This is a genomic window from Streptomyces sp. NPDC036764 (genome assembly GCF_055609385.1).
In genome coordinates, this window is the sequence record NZ_JBVJPT010000010.1 from 183564 (window position 1) to 202382 (window position 18819).

The 18819-nt window shown below is 73.2% G+C and carries 10 protein-coding genes; 3 read left to right on the plus strand and 7 right to left on the minus strand.

Annotated elements, in window-relative coordinates; all coding sequences use genetic code 11:
• Positions 1 to 184 precede the first annotated feature (184 nt).
• Positions 185 to 1318: an AI-2E family transporter gene (locus tag ACZ69Q_RS30830; RefSeq protein WP_471047936.1), complete on the plus strand. Its 1134-nt coding sequence runs from the start codon at positions 185 to 187 to the stop codon at positions 1316 to 1318.
• A gap of 19 nt (positions 1319 to 1337) precedes the next feature.
• Here ACZ69Q_RS30830 and ACZ69Q_RS30835 read toward each other — a convergent pair whose 3' ends face one another.
• Positions 1338 to 2942 carry an FAD-binding oxidoreductase gene (locus ACZ69Q_RS30835; protein ID WP_471047938.1) on the minus strand — a complete coding sequence of 535 codons (1605 nt, stop codon included), beginning with the start codon at positions 2940 to 2942 and terminating at the stop codon, positions 1338 to 1340.
• Between the two features lie 69 nt (positions 2943 to 3011).
• Here ACZ69Q_RS30835 and ACZ69Q_RS30840 point away from each other — a divergent pair, with 69 nt between their 5' ends.
• A complete protein-coding gene (locus tag ACZ69Q_RS30840) occupies positions 3012 to 3650 on the plus strand; it encodes a TetR/AcrR family transcriptional regulator (RefSeq protein ID WP_471047941.1) in 639 nt (212 codons plus the stop codon).
• A 68-nt stretch (positions 3651 to 3718) separates the two neighbouring features.
• Here ACZ69Q_RS30840 and ACZ69Q_RS30845 read toward each other — a convergent pair whose 3' ends face one another.
• The 6 genes from ACZ69Q_RS30845 to ACZ69Q_RS30870 all read right to left on the minus strand — a co-directional run bounded on the left by ACZ69Q_RS30845 (position 3719) and on the right by ACZ69Q_RS30870 (position 10427).
• The gene (locus ACZ69Q_RS30845) at positions 3719 to 5014 is read right to left on the minus strand and encodes an ABC transporter substrate-binding protein (protein WP_471047943.1); all 1296 of its coding nucleotides are present in this window, start codon (positions 5012 to 5014) and stop codon (positions 3719 to 3721) included.
• On the minus strand, positions 5011 to 6120 hold the full coding sequence (locus tag ACZ69Q_RS30850; protein WP_471048261.1) for a branched-chain amino acid ABC transporter permease: 1110 nt from the start codon (positions 6118 to 6120) through the stop codon (positions 5011 to 5013). The genes ACZ69Q_RS30845 and ACZ69Q_RS30850 overlap by 4 nt, the downstream gene beginning before the upstream one ends.
• Positions 6121 to 6142: 22 nt before the next feature.
• Positions 6143 to 7042, minus strand: coding sequence for a branched-chain amino acid ABC transporter permease (locus tag ACZ69Q_RS30855; protein WP_471047946.1), 900 nt, complete (start codon positions 7040 to 7042; stop codon positions 6143 to 6145).
• Positions 7039 to 7839, minus strand: a complete 801-nt coding sequence (locus ACZ69Q_RS30860) for an ABC transporter ATP-binding protein (protein ID WP_471047950.1) — start codon at positions 7837 to 7839, stop codon at positions 7039 to 7041. The genes ACZ69Q_RS30855 and ACZ69Q_RS30860 overlap by 4 nt, the downstream gene beginning before the upstream one ends.
• Positions 7836 to 8744 carry an ABC transporter ATP-binding protein gene (locus tag ACZ69Q_RS30865; RefSeq protein WP_471047953.1) on the minus strand — a complete coding sequence of 303 codons (909 nt, stop codon included), beginning with the start codon at positions 8742 to 8744 and terminating at the stop codon, positions 7836 to 7838. Before ACZ69Q_RS30865 ends, ACZ69Q_RS30860 begins: the two co-directional genes overlap by 4 nt.
• 390 nt (positions 8745 to 9134) lie before the next feature.
• Positions 9135 to 10427: an RsbRD N-terminal domain-containing protein gene (locus ACZ69Q_RS30870; protein WP_471047956.1), complete on the minus strand. Its 1293-nt coding sequence runs from the start codon at positions 10425 to 10427 to the stop codon at positions 9135 to 9137.
• Between the two features lie 443 nt (positions 10428 to 10870).
• Here ACZ69Q_RS30870 and ACZ69Q_RS30875 point away from each other — a divergent pair, with 443 nt between their 5' ends.
• Positions 10871 to 18769, plus strand: a complete 7899-nt coding sequence (locus ACZ69Q_RS30875; RefSeq protein WP_471047958.1) for an SDR family NAD(P)-dependent oxidoreductase — start codon at positions 10871 to 10873, stop codon at positions 18767 to 18769.
• The last annotated feature ends 50 nt before the right edge of the window (positions 18770 to 18819 follow it).

Genomic DNA, 18819 nt, shown 5'->3' on the forward strand with positions numbered 1-18819 from the left:
GACGCGGCCGGCCGGACATGCCCTCCGCTGGGCAATTGTCGGCCGCCCCCGCAACGCCCGCAGCCCGACGCTCCGCCACCCGGCGGCACTCCGCCGGGGTGAAGGCCGGGACCGGTACCGGCCTTCGGGCGAATTCCGGGCCGGCTCCGCGATGCGACGGGGGGCGGGTGGTACGGGCATGGGGATGGCCATGCCCCCCGATCCGCCCTCCTCCTCTGCCGGCCGCCCGAGCGGCGCGGAATCGCGCGTGCCGGAGTGGCTGCGGACGTGGGCCGCGTACGCGTGGCGGATCATCGTCGTGGCGATCGTCGTCCGCGCCGTGTTCTCCGTGCTGGGGCAGTTTCACCGGATCGCCGTCGCCGTGTTCCTCGGCCTGGTCCTCACCACCGTGCTCCGTCCCGTGGCCGGACTCCTCGCCCGCAAGCTGCCTCGTCCGCTCGCCGTTGCCGGCGCGGTCGTCGGCGGCATCGTCATCGTCTTCGGGGGGCTGGCCCTGGTCGGTGAGATCGTGGCGGGTCAGCGAAGGGGGCTGCAGAGGGAGTTCGTGGCGGGCATCGACCGGATCGAGCGCCAGTTGGAGGAGCCTCCCTTCCGGCTCCCTCCGGACACGTTCAACGACCTCCAGTCCCGGATCGGCAAACTCCTCTCCAGCCACCGCTCCACCCTCATCAGCGAGGCGATGAGCGGCGCGAGCCGGCTGCTCGAAGTGCTGACCGTCATCGCCCTGGCCCTGTTCTGCGCCGTGTTCTTCACCCACTCCGGCGACCGGCAGTGGCAGTGGATCTGCGACCAGCTCCCAACGACGGCACGGCAGCACCTCATGGTCGCCGGCCGGGCCGCCTGGCGGACCTTCAACGGCTACACCCACGGCATCCTGCTCGTCGCGGCCACCAACGCCGTCCTGGTCTGCATCGCCCTGCTCGTGCTCCGCGTCCCCCTCGCCGTTCCGCTCGCCCTGCTGGAATTCGCGGCCGCCTTCATCCCGTTGATCGGCTCGCCCATCGCCCTGGCCGTCGCGGCCGTCGTCGCACTGGCGACGAAGGGACCGGTGACCGCTCTCATCGTCGTGGCCCTGATCGTGATCATCGGTCAGATCGAGGGCCACCTCCTGCATCCCATCGTCATGAGCTGGGCCGTGCGCCTGCACCCGGTCGTCGTGGCCCTCGCCGTCGTCGGCGGAGCCATCGCGGCCGGATTCATCGGCGCGGTCGTGGCCGTCCCCTTCGTGGCCGTCCTCTGGTCCGTCCACCAGGCACTGCGTGACCGCGCCGACGGTTCGGAAGGGAGCGGCGCGCGACCCGCGAGGGCCAGTCCGTAGGCAGTCGACCCACTCGCCGTCAGTCCAACAGAACCCCCGGATTGAGGATGCCGTGCGGGTCCAGGGCGTTCTTGGTGGCGCGGAGCGCCAGCGCGAAGGGGGCCGGTCGCTGGAGGTCGTAGCCGGGGCGGTGGTCTCGGCCTACCGCGTGGTGGTGGGTGATGGTGGCGCGGTGGCGGTGCAGGACGTCGGTCGCGGCGGCCTTGATGTCGTCCCAGACGGCGACCTCGTCGCCGGGCCGGCCGGCGACGGCCACGGTGAAGTAGGGGGCGGCGCCGTCGGGATAGACGTGGGTCAGGCGGCAGTTGATGGTGGCCTGGTGTCCGGTGGCCTTGAGGGCGGCGGCGCCGACCTCCGTGCGGATGCCGTCGATCAGGTCGGGGATCTTGTCCCAGGTGGCGGCCGTCTCGAAGGTCTCGACGACGGCGCCCATGCGGGCCAGGCCGTCGCGCAGGTAGGGCATGCGCAGGAACGCCGAGCGCCAGGCGCCGACGGCCGCGTCGGCCGGGGCGTCGCCGTCCGTTCTCGGTGCCGTGCCGATGCCGCCGTGGGCGCGGGCCATGTCCAGGGCCGTCGCGAGGCGTTCGTCGACGGGGGCGGCGGCGGACTCGAAGCCCAGGACCAGGACGGAGGAGCCGTCCTTCGAGGCGCCGGACAGCAGCGCCTCGCCGGAGTCGAGCAGGCGGCAGTTGGCCGGGCTGAGGTCGGACTGGGCGATGGCGCGCACCGCGTCGAGGGCGCGGTGGAAGTCGGTGAAGGCGACGGACGCGGAGGCCTTGTACCGGGGGCGTTCCTGAAGGCGCATCCACGCCTCGGTGATGACGCCGAGCGCCCCTTCGGATCCGAGGAACAGCCGGTCGGGCGACGGTCCGGCGCCGGATGCGGGCAGGCGCCAGGACGCACCGGCCGCAGCGGGGGTGACGACGCGCAGGGACTGTACGAAGTCGTCGATGTGGGTGTGGACGGTGGCGTAGTGGCCGCCGGCCCGGGTGGCGAGCCAGCCGCCGAGGGTGGAGAACTCGAAGCTCTGCGGGAAGTGGCGCAGGGTCAGGCCGTGCGGCCTGAGCTGGTCTTCCAGCACGGGGCCGAGCGCTCCGGCCTGGATGAGCGCCGAACGGCCGGCAGTGTCGATCTCCAGGACCCGGTTCATCGAGGTCAGGTCCAGTGACAGCACGGCCCGGTGGGCGTCGCCGCGGTACTCCACGCCGCCGACGACCGACGAGCCGCCGCCGAAGGGGATGACGGCCACGTCGTGCTCGCCGGCCCAGTCCAGCAGGTCGGCCACCTCCTGGTCGCCGGTCGGGCGGGCGACCAGGTCGGGTATCCGGCCGGGCCGGCCGCGCAGGGCCCGGATGACGTCACGGTAGGCCTTGCCCATGGCGTGGGACGCGCGCGCCTCGGGATCGGCGGTGACCAGGTGGGCGAGAGAGGGCGGGGGCGTCACGGCGGGACGGCCGATGGCGAGGTCGGCGACCCGGGGAATGGACATCGGGAGCGCCAGGGTTCCCGGCAGCAAGGCGCCCATGGCGGCGCACTCGGTGTCGTCGGGATGGGCGTCGGCGTACCCCCAGCCCCACCAGGAGCGGGTGCGGGAGGTGCCGGAGTCGGTCGCGGTGGCAGGCATGAGTGTGCTCCCAGCGAGGGGCCAAGAAATTTACCCTACGGTAAATTACCGTAGGGTAAGATCGATCTCATGACAACGCTCCCCTCCAAGGCCGGCACCAAGGGCGTGCCGAGGGCCGCGCGCGAACGGCAGGTTCTGGCCGTCGCCACCGAGGAGTTCGGCCGCCACGGCTACGACGCCACCACCGTGGCCGCCATCGCCTCGCGCGTGGGCGTCACCAAGCCCCTGCTGCACCAGTACTTCGGCAGCAAGCAGGATCTCTACCTCGCTTGTCTCGATCCCGTCGGCGAACGCCTGCTGGATGCCGTCCGCACCGCGATGGCCGAGGAGGCCACCGGCGCGCTGCCCACTTCCCTGCGTGTACTGGACGCCCTGTTCAACGCCCTGGACGGGCAGCGCGAGGCGTGGTTCGTCCTGTACGACGCCACACTGCCGCCCGACAGCGACGCCGCCCTCCGCGCGAGGTACTACCGCGGCGCCATCGACGACCTCGCCGCGACGGGTACCGCCGACCTCCTGCACACGGCCGGGTCCGGCGACCCGCTCGACGCCGACGCCCTCAAGTACGCCTGGCGCGGCCTGTGCACGGCCCTGGTCCGCTGGTGGATCAACCACCCGGAGCAGTCACCCGAGGCCATGACGCGACGCTGCGCACGGATCCTCGCCGCCGCCCGCTCCCTCGTCCCCGCCGACGGCGACGACGCTTAGGCCGCCCCGCAGGGCATGCTGCCGCGGGGTCGAGGCCGTACTCGGCCTCGACCCCGCGGGTCATGGCGTCACGAGCTGCGGGAGGCGAGGTACTCCTCGACGCCGGGCGCGGTGTGCGCCTCCTCCAGGTTCACCGCGGCGCCGACGGCCTTGGCGTCCGGCTTGTGCACGTAGGTGGAGGTGCTGGCCGGCTGCCCCTTGTCGGAGAAGTTCTGCGCGCTGCCGAGGCCTACGTCGACGTTGGTCTGGGCGCGGTGCGCCTTGACGACGTCCTCACGGGCGAGACTGCCGCCCTCGCAGGCCTTCTTCAGGTCGGCGCCCATGATCTGGGCGGCGTTGTAGCCGGAGAGTACGCCGGCGTCGACCAGGGAGTCCGGGTACTTCTTCTTGTACGAGGCGACCATCTTGCGCACCCCGGCCAGGTCGGAGCTGGCGGCCGGGGCGGCGCTGACGATGTTCAGCATGGCGGTGAGCGCGGGCGCGGCCGGTGTCTTCATCAACTGCGGGGCGTAGCCGGGGGCACTGCTGACGACGGGCACCTTCAGTCCCCGGGAGGCCGCGACTCCGACCAGCGAGGCGGTCTGAGCCGGTCCGGCGCTGATCAGGATCGCCTTGACGCCCTCCTTGCGCAGCGCCGAAACCTGCGCGGACAGGTCGGTGTCGGTGGCCTTGATCTTCTGGCCGACGACCTTCAGGCCCGCCTTCTTCGCGGCCCACTGCGACCCTTCGAGCGCGTTCGCGCCGTAGTCGCCCTCGAAGTAGACGTGGCCGATCGTGTCGCCCTTCGCCAGGCCCTTGGTGCGGGTGAGGAAGTCGACGGCGGCGATCATGTCGATGTCGTACGTGGTGCCCAGGACCTGCACGGACTCCCGGTCGAGCAGCGACGCGGCCCAGGCCTGAGGGAAGGTCAGCACCTTGTCCCGGTCGATGTCGTCGAGCAGCGCGGCCATCACCGGCGATCCGATGACCTGGGGCAGGGCCACGACGTCCGCGGAGATGTCGGCGTAGGCGGTGACGGCCTTCTGGACGTCGTAGCCGTGGTCCTTGACCACGATCTCCACCTTCCGGTCGCAGATGCCGCCGCGGGCGTTGACCTCGTCTGCCCACATCTGCTGCGCCTGCACGATGCTCTTGCCGAGGGTCGCGTACGGGCCGGTGAGGTCCGTCAGGGCGCCGAGCTTGATGGTCTTGTCGGTCACTCCGGGGCCGGTCTTGACGCCGTCGGCGCCGTCGCCGGCGCTGTCGGAGGAGTTGGCCTTGGAGCTGCATCCGGTGCCCGCGAGCAGGACGGCGGCGAGGGCCGCGGCCAGGAGTGTCTTGGTGCGCGGTACGGCGCGGTGCGTGTGGTGGTGCGAGGGGTTCACGGGGTGGGCTCCTTGGCTCGTACGGCTGGCGCGGGTGATTGGGAAGGGGAGGTGGCGTTCGGGGGCGGTGGCGCGGTCCGGGGGCGGCGCAGGCGGACCCGCAGGCGCCGGACCAGGCCGTGCAGTCCGTCGGGGGCGAAGAGCAGGATGAGGACGATCGCCGCGCCGTAGAGGTAGCGGGCCGCCTCGGTGGGCCCGACCGTGCCGTCGGTGGTGCCGGGGGCGGCCACCAGCGGGAGTTGGTCGGCGTAACGCGTCATCAGCAGGGGCAGCGCGGTGACGAAGACGGCACCGGCGGTCGCTCCGGCCACCGACCCCAGCCCGCCGATGACGATCATGGCGAGGTAGTCGACCGACAGCACGAGGCCGAAGTAGTCGGGCACCACGCGGCGGAAGGAGAGGGCGAGCAGCACTCCGGCCAGGCCCGCGTACATCGACGACACCACGAAGGCCGCCGAGCGGTAGCGGGAGACGTCGACGCCCATCACCGCCGCCGCGGTCTCGCTGTCGCGCAGCGCCACCAGGGCACGTCCGGGACGGCCGCGCAGCAGTCCGCGGGCGGTGAACCAGGTGACCGCGAACAGCGCGAGCCCCAGGTACCAGAGCCGCTCCTCGGCGCCGAACGGCACGCCCAGCAGGGTCAGTTCGGACTCGGCGGAGAAGGAGAAGCCGCCCACTTCCAGCGGTGGTACCGAGCGGCCGTTGAAACCGCCGGTGACGGAGTCGGCGGTGAGCAGGACGTGGTGGCCGAGGAAGACCAGGGCCAAGGTGGCGACACCCAGATAGATGCCGCGCACCCGGCCGGCGACGGGGCTGAACAGTCCACCCGCCGCCCCGGCCAGCAGCACCGCGAGTACGGCGGCGACGACGGTCGGCAGGCCGGGTCCGGGCTCTCCGGCCAGCCATACGTAGCCGTAGGCGCCCACCGCCAGGAAGAAGGCGTGGCCGAGGGAGAGTTGGCCGGCGGTGCCGGACAGCAGGCCGAGGCCCACCGCACCGACGGCCGCCGCCATCGAGAACAGGCCGATGCGCAGCCAGAACGCGTCGAGATAGAAGGGCAGCGCGCACAGGACGGCGACGGCCGCGAAGGTCCAGCCCAGGCGGATCGCGCGGGCACGGGAGAGTCGCTCAGACACGGACCGCCGCCTTTCCGCCGAACAGCCCGGTGGGCCGTACCAGCAGCACCAGAACCATCACGGCATAGGGCGCTACATCGCCGAACCCTTCGCCCAGGACATGGAGGTCGGACTGGTAGCCGGCGACGAGCGCCTCGGTCAGGCCGATCATGAGACTGCCCGCGAGGGCGCCGGGCGGTGACGCCATGCCGCCGAGGATCGCCGCCGGGAACGCCTTCAGAGCGATCTGCCCCGTCGTACGCTCCAGGCCGGGCGCGGGAAACGCGGCGAGGAAGACCGCCGCCAGTGCCGCCAGCGCTCCGGCCAGGCACCAGGCGAGCATGCGAACCCGCACCAGCCGTACGCCCATCAGGGCGGCCGCCTCGACGTCCTCGGCCGACGCGCGCAGCGACAGGCCCCAGTCGGTGTACCGGAACAAGGCGAAGACACCGGTGATGACCACGGTGGAGACCACGATCGCGGCGATGCGGCTGTCGGCGACGGTCACCGGCCCCAGCCCGCTGACCGAGTCGCCCCAGGGGTCGCCGAGCGAGAGCAGGTCGCCGCCGATGCGCCGCGACAGGTCGGTGAGGATGACGATGTCGACGCCGATGGTGACGATGGTCTGCACATGGGCGGCCTGCGGGTCCGCTCCCCCGCCGGCCTGGAGCAGGAAGCGGTCCATGGCCCCGGCCACGGCCGCGGTCACCAGGACGGACACCGCGAGGGCACCTGCGAAGCCGAGGTCGTCGTGGAGTACGGCGGTGACGTAGCCGCCGAGCAGGAGCAGCGAGCCGTGGGCGAAGTTCATGACGCCGGACGCCTTGAAGATGATGACGAAGCCGAGGGCGACGAGGGCGTAGACCGCGCCGAGGGCGAGCCCGTTGAAGACGTTGTCCAGGAAAGTGGTCATGCCGCGTCCTCCTCTTCGGCCCCGGTGCCGAGATAGGCCCGCAGCACTTCCGGGTCGCGGCGGACCTCGTCGGGGGTGCCGTGGGCGATGACACGGCCGAAGTCGAGGACGGTGACCTCGTCGGCGAGACGCATCACCAGCCCCATGTCGTGCTCGACCAGCACCACGGACAGGCCGAGTTCGGCGCGTACGGCGTGCACGACCTCGACGGTGCGGACGCGTTCGGCCGCGTTCATCCCGGCGACCGGCTCGTCCAGCAGCAGGACCCGGGGTTCCAGGCAGAGGGCGCGGGCGAGCTCGACGCGCTTGCGGTCGCCGTAGGACAGCAGGGCGACGGGGCTGTCGAAGTGCGGTGCCAGGCCGGTGAGTTCGGCGATCTCCCGGGCGCGGGCCAGGTGCTCGCGCTCCTCGCGCCGCGCGTGCGGCAGACGCAGCGCGCTGGCGGCGAATCCGGCCCGGGACAGGGCGTGCCGGCCGAGCATCAGGTTGTCGGCGACGGTGCCCTGGGTGGTGACGATGTTCTGGAAGGTGCGGGCGACGCCGAGGGCGGCGAGGCGGTGCGGGGCGAGCCGGGTCAGTTCGGCGTCCCCGAGCCGTACGGCGCCGGTGGCCGGGCGGCACAGGCCCGACAGGACGTTGAAGCAGGTGGACTTGCCGGCTCCGTTGGGGCCGATGAGCGCGTGGACGGTGCCCGGGACGACGGTGAAGGACACGGCGTCCAGGGCCGTGAGCCCGGCGAACCGGACGGTCACGTCCGTGACGGCCAGTTCGGGCGGTGCGGTGGTACGGACGGTCACGCGGCTCCCTGCCCCTCGGTAGTGCCGGTGGTCTTGGTCGTGTGCGCGCTCTGGGTCGTGTGCGTGGTCCCGGCGGCCTCGGTGGTCTCAGTCGTCTCGGCGGTCTCGGTCGTCTCGGTGGTCTGAGTGGTCTCGGTGGTCTCGGTGGCTTCGCCCAGGTAGAGGCGCCGTACGGCGTCCGTGCCGGCGAGTTCGTCGGCGGGGCCGGAGAGCCGGACCTCGCCTACCTCCAGGACGTGGGCGGTGTCGGCCAGGGACAGGGCCATGCCCGCGTTCTGCTCGACCAGGAGGACGGCGGTGCCCTGGGCGTTGATCTCCCGGATGACCTCGGCGATCCGGTAGACCATCTGCGGGGCGAGGCCCAGCGAGGGCTCGTCCAGCAGGAGCAGGCGCGGGGCGGCCATCAGGGCGCGGCCGATGGCGAGCATCTGCTGCTCGCCGCCGGAGAGCAGTCCGGCGGCCTGCCCGGTGCGTTCGGCCAGCCGCGGGAAGAGCGCGAAGACCCGGTCCCGGGCCTCGGCGACCTGGGCGGGCCGGCGCCTGCCGAGGCCGAGGCCGCCGCTGCGGAGGTTCTCGTCCACGGTGAGCCCGGCGAAGACCCGGCGCCCCTCGGGGACCTGCACGACTCCGGCACGCACGGCGGCGACCGGGTCGCGTCCGTCGAGTTCCGTGGCGCCGTAGCGGATGCGGCCGGCCGTGATCGCTCCACGATGCAGGCGCAGGGTGCCCGACACCGCCCGCAGCAGGGTCGTCTTGCCGGCGCCGTTGGGGCCGAGCAGGGCGACGACCGAGTCGTGCGGGACGGTCAAGGACACGGAACGAAGGGCGGACAGGGCGCGGCCGTAGGTCACGTCGAGGCCCTCGACGTACAGGGCGGCCTCTTCGTCCGGTGGTGCTTCGGGCATCACGGCTCCTCGGGTCCGTGCCGTCGGGCACGGGGCTTCGGGGGAAGGGCAGCCCACGACAGCACGGGCGCGGGCGGGCGGTACAGGTGTTCGGGCGAGGACGCTGCGCGGTCCCAATGCGGGCGGGGTGGGGTTGTGCGGGTGCCCAGGGGTGGCGCGGAAAGCGCCGGTCGGGGGCCTGTGGTCGGCTGCAGGAGGGCAGGAGGGCAAGCCGGCACGGCGGGGGTGAGCCGGGGGGCGGCGAGCCCGGTGGCGAGGGTGGCGACGGCGGTCACCGCGGTGATGCGTCCTGGCTCACCCGAGGTGCTTGGGACGGCTGTCGGCAGAGGCCAGGAGCCGCCGTTCAGCCACAAGATCCGGTCGACGGTTGCCGACGGCGCGGAGGTGCCGTCAGCCGCGCAGCAGCCGGCGTGCCGTGAGGGCGAGGCTGATCTGCACCACGTCCACCGGGCGCGCCAGGGAGCGGCCGGTGAGCTGCTCGCAGCGACGGAGTCGGTTCAGGACGGTGTTGCGGTGGCAGTACAGCCGCTCGCCCGCCCGCTGGGCGGAGCCGTCGCAGGCGAACCAGGCGGCAAGGGTGTCCAGCAGTACGTCCCGGTCGGCCGGTTCCAGCCGCAGCAGGGGGCCGAGCACCTGCTCGGTGAGGGTCGCACCGAGTTCCGTACAGGAGGCCACAAGGGCTTCGGGCAGATGCTCGGTGAGCCGGACCGTGCCGCCCTCGGACGGGCAGATGCTCAGGGCGAGGTCGGCCAGACGCCGGGCGTCGCCGACCGCGGCCAGCCCCGCCACGGCACTGCCGACGCCGATCCGCCCTTCGGACACGCCGTCGCCGCAAAGCCCCAGCGCCGCCACGGGGTCCTGGTCGTCCTCCCCGTCCGCCTCCTCGCCGACGAGGACGATGCCGTAGTCCACTTCCACTCCCGAGTGCCAGTAGACGCTCGTGCCGGGTGGTACGGGGGCGCTGCGCAGTCCCGTCGGACCCTGCGGCCGGCCGCCGACGACCGCGACGACGCAATACCGGCCGTGCTCCGGCAGGCGCAGCCCCTCGGCGGTCTCGGGCAGGTCGGCGATCCGGCTCGTGCCGTCGAGGAGGGCTGCCGCAAGGAGCCGTACCCGGTTCTCGCGCCGCCAGGCCAACTGCCGTTCGGCCTGCCGATAGGCGTCCGCCACGAGGCTGCAGTGCTCGTCGACGAAGTTCCACACATCGGTGGCGACATGGACGAGGAGCCGGATGTCCTCGGGCGCCGAGCGGGAGGTCTCCTCCACCAGCCGCTGCCAGACCAGGGATCCGCCCAGCCGGAAGGCGTGCAGCAGAGCGTCCAGCGGCAGTCCCTGCTCGGCTCGGGTGACGCCGATGCGCCAGGTGCAGCGGTGGGCGGCCTCGCGGGTGCCGCGCGGGTCGAGCAGCGAGGTCACGCTGTGCCGCAGGGAGCGGTGCACCTCCTCCCAGGTGGTGACGGGGTCGTTCTCCAGCGCGGTCCGGTACGCCGGTTCCTGCTCGCGCAGCACCGCCACGAGCCGGTCGGTCAGTTCCGGGAGGTCGTCGATCAGGACCCGGGCCGCCCGGTGCAGGACACGCAGCGCGTCGGCGTCGATCAGCGACCGGATGCGTCGTGTCCGCGGCTGCGGAACGGGCGTCGGCCCGGTGCGGTGCGTGGCGCGTGTGCGTACGGCAGGTCGCATCGCGGTCCTCCCCCAACCTCGGCTTCCCGGCAGCGCCTGGCCGGCGGCTCGACGGAGTCCGACGGGGCGCGCTGCCCGTGCGGCAGCAGCCACCCGGCTCGTCGTCCTGCCCCGAAGGATGACATACCGTCCGGTCGGTCCCTAGGGGTGTGCAGCGGCATTCTTCCGAGCGGAGCACCGGGATCCTGCTGCTGCCCTCGCGATACGGACGGCTGGCGCCCGGAGGGCGGGGCTTCTTCGACGCACGCGGTCGATACGTCCCAGGCGGCGCGCGGGTCCTCTCCGATGCGCGCTGCCGCCCGTCGGAGGGCAGCCGGGGCCGGCGCTCGCGAGCGGACCGGCGACGTCACCGGACTTGTCGGCCTCCCCCGCTTCCGCGCCAGGGCCGTACGCTGATCAAGGAGCCGACGGGGGCGCGGGCGTGTGAGCGAGGGGGACAACTGGTGGGTGTGGCGGGAGTGTTCGAGGTACGGCCGGTCGCGGAGTTGCTCGTCGAGAACGCCTTACGCCATGGCGACAAACCCGCGTTCACCGATGACCGGCGTGCCGTGAGCTGGGCCGGACTGGAGCACCGTACCGCTCGGTTGGCGACTGCTCTGGCGGTCGGCCGAGGTGCCAGGGTCGCTTTCTGCCTGGACAACTGCGTGGAGCTGGTCGAGGGGCTCCTCGCCACCGTGCGGGCCGCCGCGGTCGGTGTGCCGCTGAGTTCACGCGCCACCGACTCCGAACTCGCGGCGCTGCTCAACGACTGCGATCCGGCCGTACTGGTCACCGACCGGCGGAACCTGCCGCGGATCGCCCGGCTGACGGCGGACCGGTCGATCCGGCTGGTCGTGACCGGCGACGAGGGCGGGGACGAGGGCGGGAGCCAACTGCCGGCACCGGGCGCCACGCGCTTCGAGGATCTCGTCACCGGACCCTCGACCGCGCCCCCCGACGATCTCGGCCTGGACGAACCGGCCTGGCTGCTCTACACGTCCGGCACCTCGGGTACCTCCAGGGCGGCGGTGTCCAGCCAGCGTTCCGCGCTGTGGTCCCCCGTCGCCTGCTACCTGCCACGACTCGGTCTGTCGGCGACGGACCGAGTGCTGTGGCCGCTGCCGCTCTCCCACACCTACGCCCACTCGATGTGCGTCCTGGGCACCACCGTTGCCGGCGCGAGCGCACGGATCACCGCGACACCGGAGCCGGCCGAGCTGGTCCGGCTGGTCGAGGAGTACGAGCCGACCGTTCTGGGCGGAGTGCCGCTCACCTACCGGCAGTTGCTCGACGCCGGGCTGGGCGCGGTGCCCTCGCTCCGCTTCTGTGCCACCGCCGGCGCCCCCAGCGAGCCGGAGCTGCGGGAACAGGTCGAGACGCGGTTCGGTGCCCCGCTCCTCGACGGCTACGGCAGCACCGAGACCTGCGGCAAGATCGCCATGGAGACGCCCGACGGCCCCAGGACACCCGGCAGCAGCGGGCCGCCGCTGCCCGGGACGGACGTCCGGCTGGTCGATCCGGAGACCGGACAGGACACCGCCGCCGACGGCGAAGGCGAGATCTGGGTACGCGGCCCCGGCGTCATGCTCGGCTACCACAACCGTCCCGAGGAGACCGCCCACGCCCTGCGCGACGGCTGGTTCCGCACGGGTGACCTGGGCCGGATCGCCGAGCACGGCTCTCTGACCGTCACCGGCCGGCTGAACGACCGGATCGTGCGCGGCGGCGAGAACGTCGACCCCGCCGAGGTCGAGCAGGTGCTGCGCGGCCTGCCCGGCGTACGCGACGCGGCCGTGGTGGCGCGGGCCCATCCGTTGCTGGGCGAGGTTCCGGTGGCGTTCGTGGTTCCCGCACAGCAGACGCTGGACGCGAAAGGGCTTCTGCGGGCGTGCGCCGCGGTGCTCTCCGCGCACAAGGTGCCCGACGAGGTCCTCTTCACGCCGGCCGTTCCACGCACCGCAGCGGGCAAGCCGCGCCGGGCCCTGCTGCGCGAGGCGCTCGCCGCACGTCCGGCCGAGCCGACCGTCGAGGGGCTGGCCGACCGGACGCCCGGCGAGCGGCAGGCCGCGCTGACCGACCTGGTGTGCACGGAGACAGCGGCGATCCGCGGGACGGCCGCCGACTCCGACACCGCGTTCGCCGACCTGGGCCTGGCCTCCATGGACGCGATGACGCTGTGGCACCGGCTCAGCCTGCGTACCGGACTGCAACTGCCGGCGACGCTGGTCTGGGACCACCCCACCCCGGCCGCGGTCGCCGCCTATCTGGACATCCGGCTGCACGGGACGGCCGTGCCTGCGACGGACAAGGCCGCTACGGCCGTACGCGCGACAGCGACACCGCGGCGCGGTCCGGAAGCCGAGCCCATAGCGATCGTGGCCGTCGGCTGCCGCTACCCGGGCGGCGTGAGTGCGCCCGAGGACCTGTGGCGCGTGGCGGCCGACGGGGTGGACGCCACCGGCGACTTCCCCACCGACCGGAGCTGGGACCTGGCGTCCCTGCACCATCCCGACCCCGACCGGCTCGGCACGACGTACACCCGCCGCGGCGGCTTCCTCGACGACGTGGCGGACTTCGACCCGCTGTTCTTCGGCATGTCGCCCCGCGAAGCCCTGGCCACCGACCCCCAGCAACGCCTGCTGCTGGAGGTCGCCTGGGAGACGCTGGAACGCGCGGGGATCCCCGCACCGGCGCTGCGCGGCTCCGGCACGGGCGTGTTCGTCGGACTGATGCACGTCGGCTACGGCAGCGGTGTCCCGGCGCACGAGCTGGAGTCGCACATCGCCATCGGCTCCTCGGGCAGCGTGGCATCAGGGCGTGTCTCCTACGTCCTGGGTCTGCGCGGCCCGGCCATGACCTTGGACACGGCCTGCTCGTCGTCGCTGGTCGCGATGGACCTGGCCGCCAAGTCGCTGCGGGCCGGAGAGTGCACACTGGCGCTGGCCGGCGGAGTGACGGTGCTGTCGAGTCCGCAGCCGTTCATCGCGTTCAGCCGTCAGCGCGGCCTGTCGCCGGATGGCCGCTGCCGTTCGTTCGCGGCAGGCGCGGACGGCACCGCGTGGGCCGAGGGCGTCGGTCTGGTGCTGCTGGAGAAGCTGTCGGACGCCCGACGCAACGGTCATCCGGTACTGGCCGTACTGCGCGGGTCCGCCGTGAACTCGGACGGCGCCTCGAACGGCCTCACCGCCCCCAACGGCGAGGCGCAGCGGGAACTCATCCAACTTGCCCTGGCCGACGCGGGGCTGAGGGCGGCCGACGTCGACGCGGTGGAGGGGCACGGCACGGGGACCGCGCTCGGCGACCCGATCGAGGCCGGCGCCCTGTTGGCCACCTACGGGCAGGACCGCGACCCGGCCGACCCGGTGTGGCTCGGCTCGGTCAAGTCGAACCTCGGGCACACCCAGGCCGCGGCCGGGATCGCCGGCGTGATCAAGATGATCGAGGCGATGCACCACGACGAACTGCCCGCATCGCTGTACGCCGAGGAACCGTCGCCGCACGTCGACTGGAGCGCCGGCGCGGTACGTCTGCTCGACCGGGCACGGCCATGGCCACGCCGCCCCGACCGTCCGCGACGCGCGGCGATCTCGTCCTTCGGCATCGGCGGGACGAACGCCCACGTGATCATCGAAGAGCCCTGGGCCGGCGATTCCGATGCCGATGCGGGGGCGGCGGGTCCAGCGCTTGGATCAAGTGCCGCCGGACAGGGTGCCGTCCACTGCCCGGCCGCGCCCCGGCTCCCGATCTCCCCCTGGCTGGTCAGTGGCGGCGACGAGGCCGGTCTCCGCGCCCATGCCGCGACCTTGGCGGCCGCCCTGGCCGACGTGACCGACACCTCGGCGGCGTTGGATGTCGGCTACTCACTGGCGACCACCAGGGCACCGCTCTCCCGCCGAGCGGCCGTCCTGGCCACCGATCCCGAAGGCCTGCTCGCCGGACTGCGCGACCTGGCCAACGGTGTCGATGGCCCGTCCCTGCTCCGCGGCACCGCACGCCCCCGCCCGACGGTGGCCCTGCTCTGCACGGGCCAGGGCGTCCAACGCCCCGCAATGGGCCGCGAACTGCGTACCGCCTTCCCTGCCTTCGACGCCGCGTTCACCGCGCTGTGCGAGGAGTTCACGCCGTACCTGGACCGCCCGCTGCTGGAGGTGATCGACGCACCCGACGACACCCTGCTGGACCGCACCGACTACGCGCAGCCCGCGCTCTTCGCCTTCACGGTCGCCCTGCACGCACTGCTCGCCGACTGGGGCGTGCGGCCGGACTTCCTGGTCGGCCACTCGATCGGTGAGCTGGCCGCCGCCCATGTCGCGGGCGTGTTCTCCCGTGCCGACGCGGTGCGCCTGGTCGCGGCCCGTGGCAGGTTGATGGCGGCGCTGCCCACCGACGGCGCGATGATCGCGGTGCGCGCGCCGCTGGCCGAAGTAACGGACAGGATCGACGAGTTGCCCGACCAGGTCTCGGCGTCGCTCGCGGTCGCGGCGGTCAACGGACCGACGTCGGTCGTGCTGTCCGGTGACGAGGACGCCGTCACCACGCTCGCCACGCGCATCGGCCGGCCGTCCCGGCGACTGCGTGTGAGCCACGCGTTCCATTCGCCGCTGCTGGATCCGATGTTGGCCGAGTTCCGTGCGGTCGCCGAGTCGGTGACCTTTCACCGGCCCTCCGTTCCGGTGGTGTCCACACTGACCGGACGTCCCGAGCCGGACGCGCTCGCCGGCGCCGACCACTGGGTGCGGCAGGCACGGGAGACGGTCCGATTCGCCGACGCGGTGCGGTGGCTGGCCGACGAGGGCGTCACGGCGTTCGTCGAAGCCGGTCCGGCCGCCTCGCTCTCGGTGGCGGCCGAGGAGTGTGTCGCGGCACGGGGCACGGATGCGGTGTTCATGTCGTGCCCCGACCCGCGTACGGCAGTCGAGGCGCTGGCGTCGCTGCATGTGCACGGCGTGGCGGTGGACTGGCGGTCGGTGTACGCGGACAGCGGTGCTCGCCGCCGTCCGCTGCCCACCTACCCCTTCCAGCGCCGGCGCTACTGGCTGAACGCCGTCCGGCACCGGACCCCGGCCGGCCACCCCCTCATGGGGCGCGCCCAGCCCGACGCCGACGGGCCCGGGATCAGGCACACCGCCGTACTGTCCACCACCGAGCACCCCTGGCTCGCCGACCACACCATCGGCGAGCGCGTGGTGGTGCCCGCGACGCTCTTCGCCGAGCTGGCCTGCCGGGCCACCGGCACCCCCGGCACCGTCCGGCTGGCCGAACTGGCCTTCCACGAGCCGCTCGTGCTGTCCGCGGCGGACCGCACGCAGGTGCAGGTGGTGGCCGGGGAACCGGACGAAGCGGGCGGGCGACCGGTCACCGTGTGGGCCCGCACGGCCGACGCCGTGGGCGGCACCTGGCACCGGCACGCCACGGCGAGGACCGCCCCGGCCGAGGCGCCGCCGGCCGATCCGCCCGGCGCCTGGCCGCCGCCGCACGCCGAGCGGCTCCCGGTCGACTACGCCCGACTCACGGCGTACGGCCATCACTACGGGCCCGCCTTCCGGGCGGTGACCGCTCTGTGGCGTCGGGACGGCGAGGTCTTCGCCGAACTGGCGCTGTCGCCCGGGGAAGCGGCGACCGCGAGCTCGTACACCTTGCACCCCGCCCTGTTCGACGCGGCTCTGCACGCCGCGCTGCTGGCCGAGGAACCGGGCGAGCGGCCGCGTGAACCCCGTGCCCCGCTCGCCTGCACCGGCGTCACGGTGTACACCACCGGTGCCTCCGCCGCGCGGGCCGTCGTACGGCGGCTCGGCCCGGACGAGTTCCGGGTCACCCTGACCGACCCGGCAGGCCGGCCCCTCGCCTCGGTCGAGTCCCTGGTCACCCGTGCGATGCCGGCTGCCGCCACACGTGCCGAGACCTATCGCCTCACCTGGCGGCCCGCGGAGCAGGTCCACGACGCGAGCCCGGAGCACGAGCTGCTCGACGTGGCTCAACTGGCCGCCGCCCTGCCCGAGGACGCCACCCGGCCCGACCAGGTCCGCGGGCTTTTGACGGCTGTGCTGGAGGCGGTCCGCGACTGGACCGCCGACGCGCGGCCGGGCCGTCTTCTGGTGCTCACCGACAACGCCACCGGCGAGGATCCGGACCTCGCCGAGGCGGCTGTCGCCGGTCTCGTGCGCAGCGCGCAGTCCGAACACCCCGGCCGGATCGTGCTCGTCGACCGGCGCGGGGTTCCGACCTCAACCGAGGAACTGGAGAGGGCGCTACGGACCGGTGAACCCCAGATCTCCCTACGTCACGGTCTGCCTCTGGCACCCCGGCTGACCTCCGCGCATCCGCCCACCGCCGAGCCGCCCGGCCTGGACCCCGAGGGCACCGTGATCGTCACCGGCGGCACCGGCGCGCTCGGAGCGAGCCTCGCCCGGTACCTGGTCTCCGAACGCGGGGTCCGGCACCTGCTGCTGACCGGCCGTAGTGGCCGGGTTCCCGACTGGGCGGCAGACCTGCCCGCCAAGGTGCGTGTGGTGGCGTGCGACGTGGGCGACCGTACGGCCGTCGACGCGCTGGTGGCGTCCTGCCGTCCGGCACCGACCGCGGTGTTCCACCTTGCCGGGGTGGTGGACGACGGCGTGGTGGACGGCATGACCCCGGACCGGCTGGCGAAGGTACTCGCGCCGAAGGCGGACGGCGCCTGGCACCTGCACGAGGCGACGAAGGCCCTCGGTCTGTCCGCCTTCGTGCTGTACTCCTCGGCCGCCGGCGTACTCGGCCGGCCGGGCCAGTCGAACTACTCGGCGGCGAACGGCTTCCTCGACGCACTCGCCCGGCACCGGGTGGCCCGCGGGCTGCCTGCCCAGGCCCTTGCCTGGGGCCCGTGGTCCACCGCCGGCGACGAAGGAATGGCCGCTCGCGTCGCACCGGCACGCCTCAACGAAGGCGGCGTCATGTCGGTCACGGAGGAGGAAGGCATCCGTCTCCTCGACACGGCGATGCGTATACCGGAGCCCGTCCTGGTGCCGATCCCGCTGGACCTGGCGGCAGCGGCCGGTCCGGCGGCCCCGGCCGTCCTGGCGGATTTGCTGCCGCGGCCCGCGCCCCGGGCCGAGCAGCCCCTTGCGCACGATCAGGCGGGCGGAACGGTGGAAGCTGTCGCGGCCGTGGGGCAGGCACCCGGCGCGTGGCGCGAGCGGCTCGCCACCGTCGCCCCGGACGAACGCGAAACGGTCCTCGAGGGGCTGATCCGCATCGAGGTCGCCGCGGTCCTGGGCTTCCCGGACCCGGCCGCGCTCCCCGCCGAACGACCCTTCACCGAACTCGGCTTCGACTCCCTGACGGCCGTGCAGGTCCGCAACCGGATCAGCGCGTTCACGCGGGTTCGGCTGGCTCCGACGGTGGTGTTGGAGTACCCCACGTCGACCGAGCTGGCAGCGCACGTCCATGCCGCCCTGATCGACGCGGGAGCGCTGCCGCCGGCGCAGGACGGCTCCGCCACGCCTGAAGTGACCGGCGCCGGAGTCACGGCCGTACCCGGCCCGCGCGACGCGCACGCCACCCCCCACAACTACCGCTTCAGCACCGTCTACCACCAAGTGCTGCGCGAGCAGGGCCCCCTGGAGGCGATGGCACTGCGCTACCTCGCGTCCTACGCCCTGCCGACCATCCCCGAGGACGACCACGCCCGCCATACGATCCCGCCGGTACGACTCGCCCAAGGCGACGGCACCCCGATCGCCTACATCCCCGACTACCTCACGCCGCTCCACCGCATCCCCACCGCTCTTGCCGACCAGTTCCGAGGCGAACGCGACCTGTTCCTGCTGGAGCACCCGGGATTCGGAACGGACAGGGCCGCCGTGCCGCGCGACATGGCCGCGCTGGTGCAGGCACACGCCGAGACCGTGCGCTCGCTCCCCACGGACAAGGCGCCGGTCCTCGTCGGCTACTGCGCGGGCGGCGTCATCGCACACGCCGTGGCCCGCCATCTCGCGCGCACGGCGCAGCCGCCTGCCGGGGTGATCCTGATCGACACCCATGCGGGGGTGCTGCGCCGCGACGACCCCCGCGGGCTGGCCCTGATGTCCGCCGGCGCAGCCCTGCCGGAGGAAGTGGTCGCCGAGTTGGACGACGCACTGCTGATCGCCGGAGGCGGCTACGCCCGCGTGCTGGAGAACTGGCAGCCCGAACCGTCACCGGTCCCGACCCTGCTGCTCCGCGGCCGGCCCACCGCGCACATGCTCCAGGCGGCCCCCGACCGCGACTGGCAGCCGCACTGGCCACTGCCGCACGACAGCGCGGACCTCGCCGGCGACCACTACTGCGTACTCAACAGGAACGCCGACAGCACGGCAGCAGCGATCCGCACGTGGCTGACCAGGTGACCCTGCCGGAAGAACCCATGTGGCCACCACATGCCCACAACACCTTGGAA

What these genes read in the sequence shown, in the direction of transcription:
- ACZ69Q_RS30830 (WP_471047936.1), top strand. Translation starts at nt 185, where the DNA reads ATGGCCATGCCCCCCGATCCGCCCTCCTCCTCTGCCGGCCGCCCGAGC.
- ACZ69Q_RS30835 (WP_471047938.1), bottom strand. Translation starts at nt 2,942, where the DNA reads ATGCCTGCCACCGCGACCGACTCCGGCACCTCCCGCACCCGCTCCTGG.
- ACZ69Q_RS30840 (WP_471047941.1), top strand. Translation starts at nt 3,012, where the DNA reads ATGACAACGCTCCCCTCCAAGGCCGGCACCAAGGGCGTGCCGAGGGCC.
- ACZ69Q_RS30855 (WP_471047946.1), bottom strand. Translation starts at nt 7,042, where the DNA reads ATGACCACTTTCCTGGACAACGTCTTCAACGGGCTCGCCCTCGGCGCG.
- ACZ69Q_RS30865 (WP_471047953.1), bottom strand. Translation starts at nt 8,744, where the DNA reads ATGCCCGAAGCACCACCGGACGAAGAGGCCGCCCTGTACGTCGAGGGC.
- ACZ69Q_RS30870 (WP_471047956.1), bottom strand. Translation starts at nt 10,427, where the DNA reads ATGCGACCTGCCGTACGCACACGCGCCACGCACCGCACCGGGCCGACG.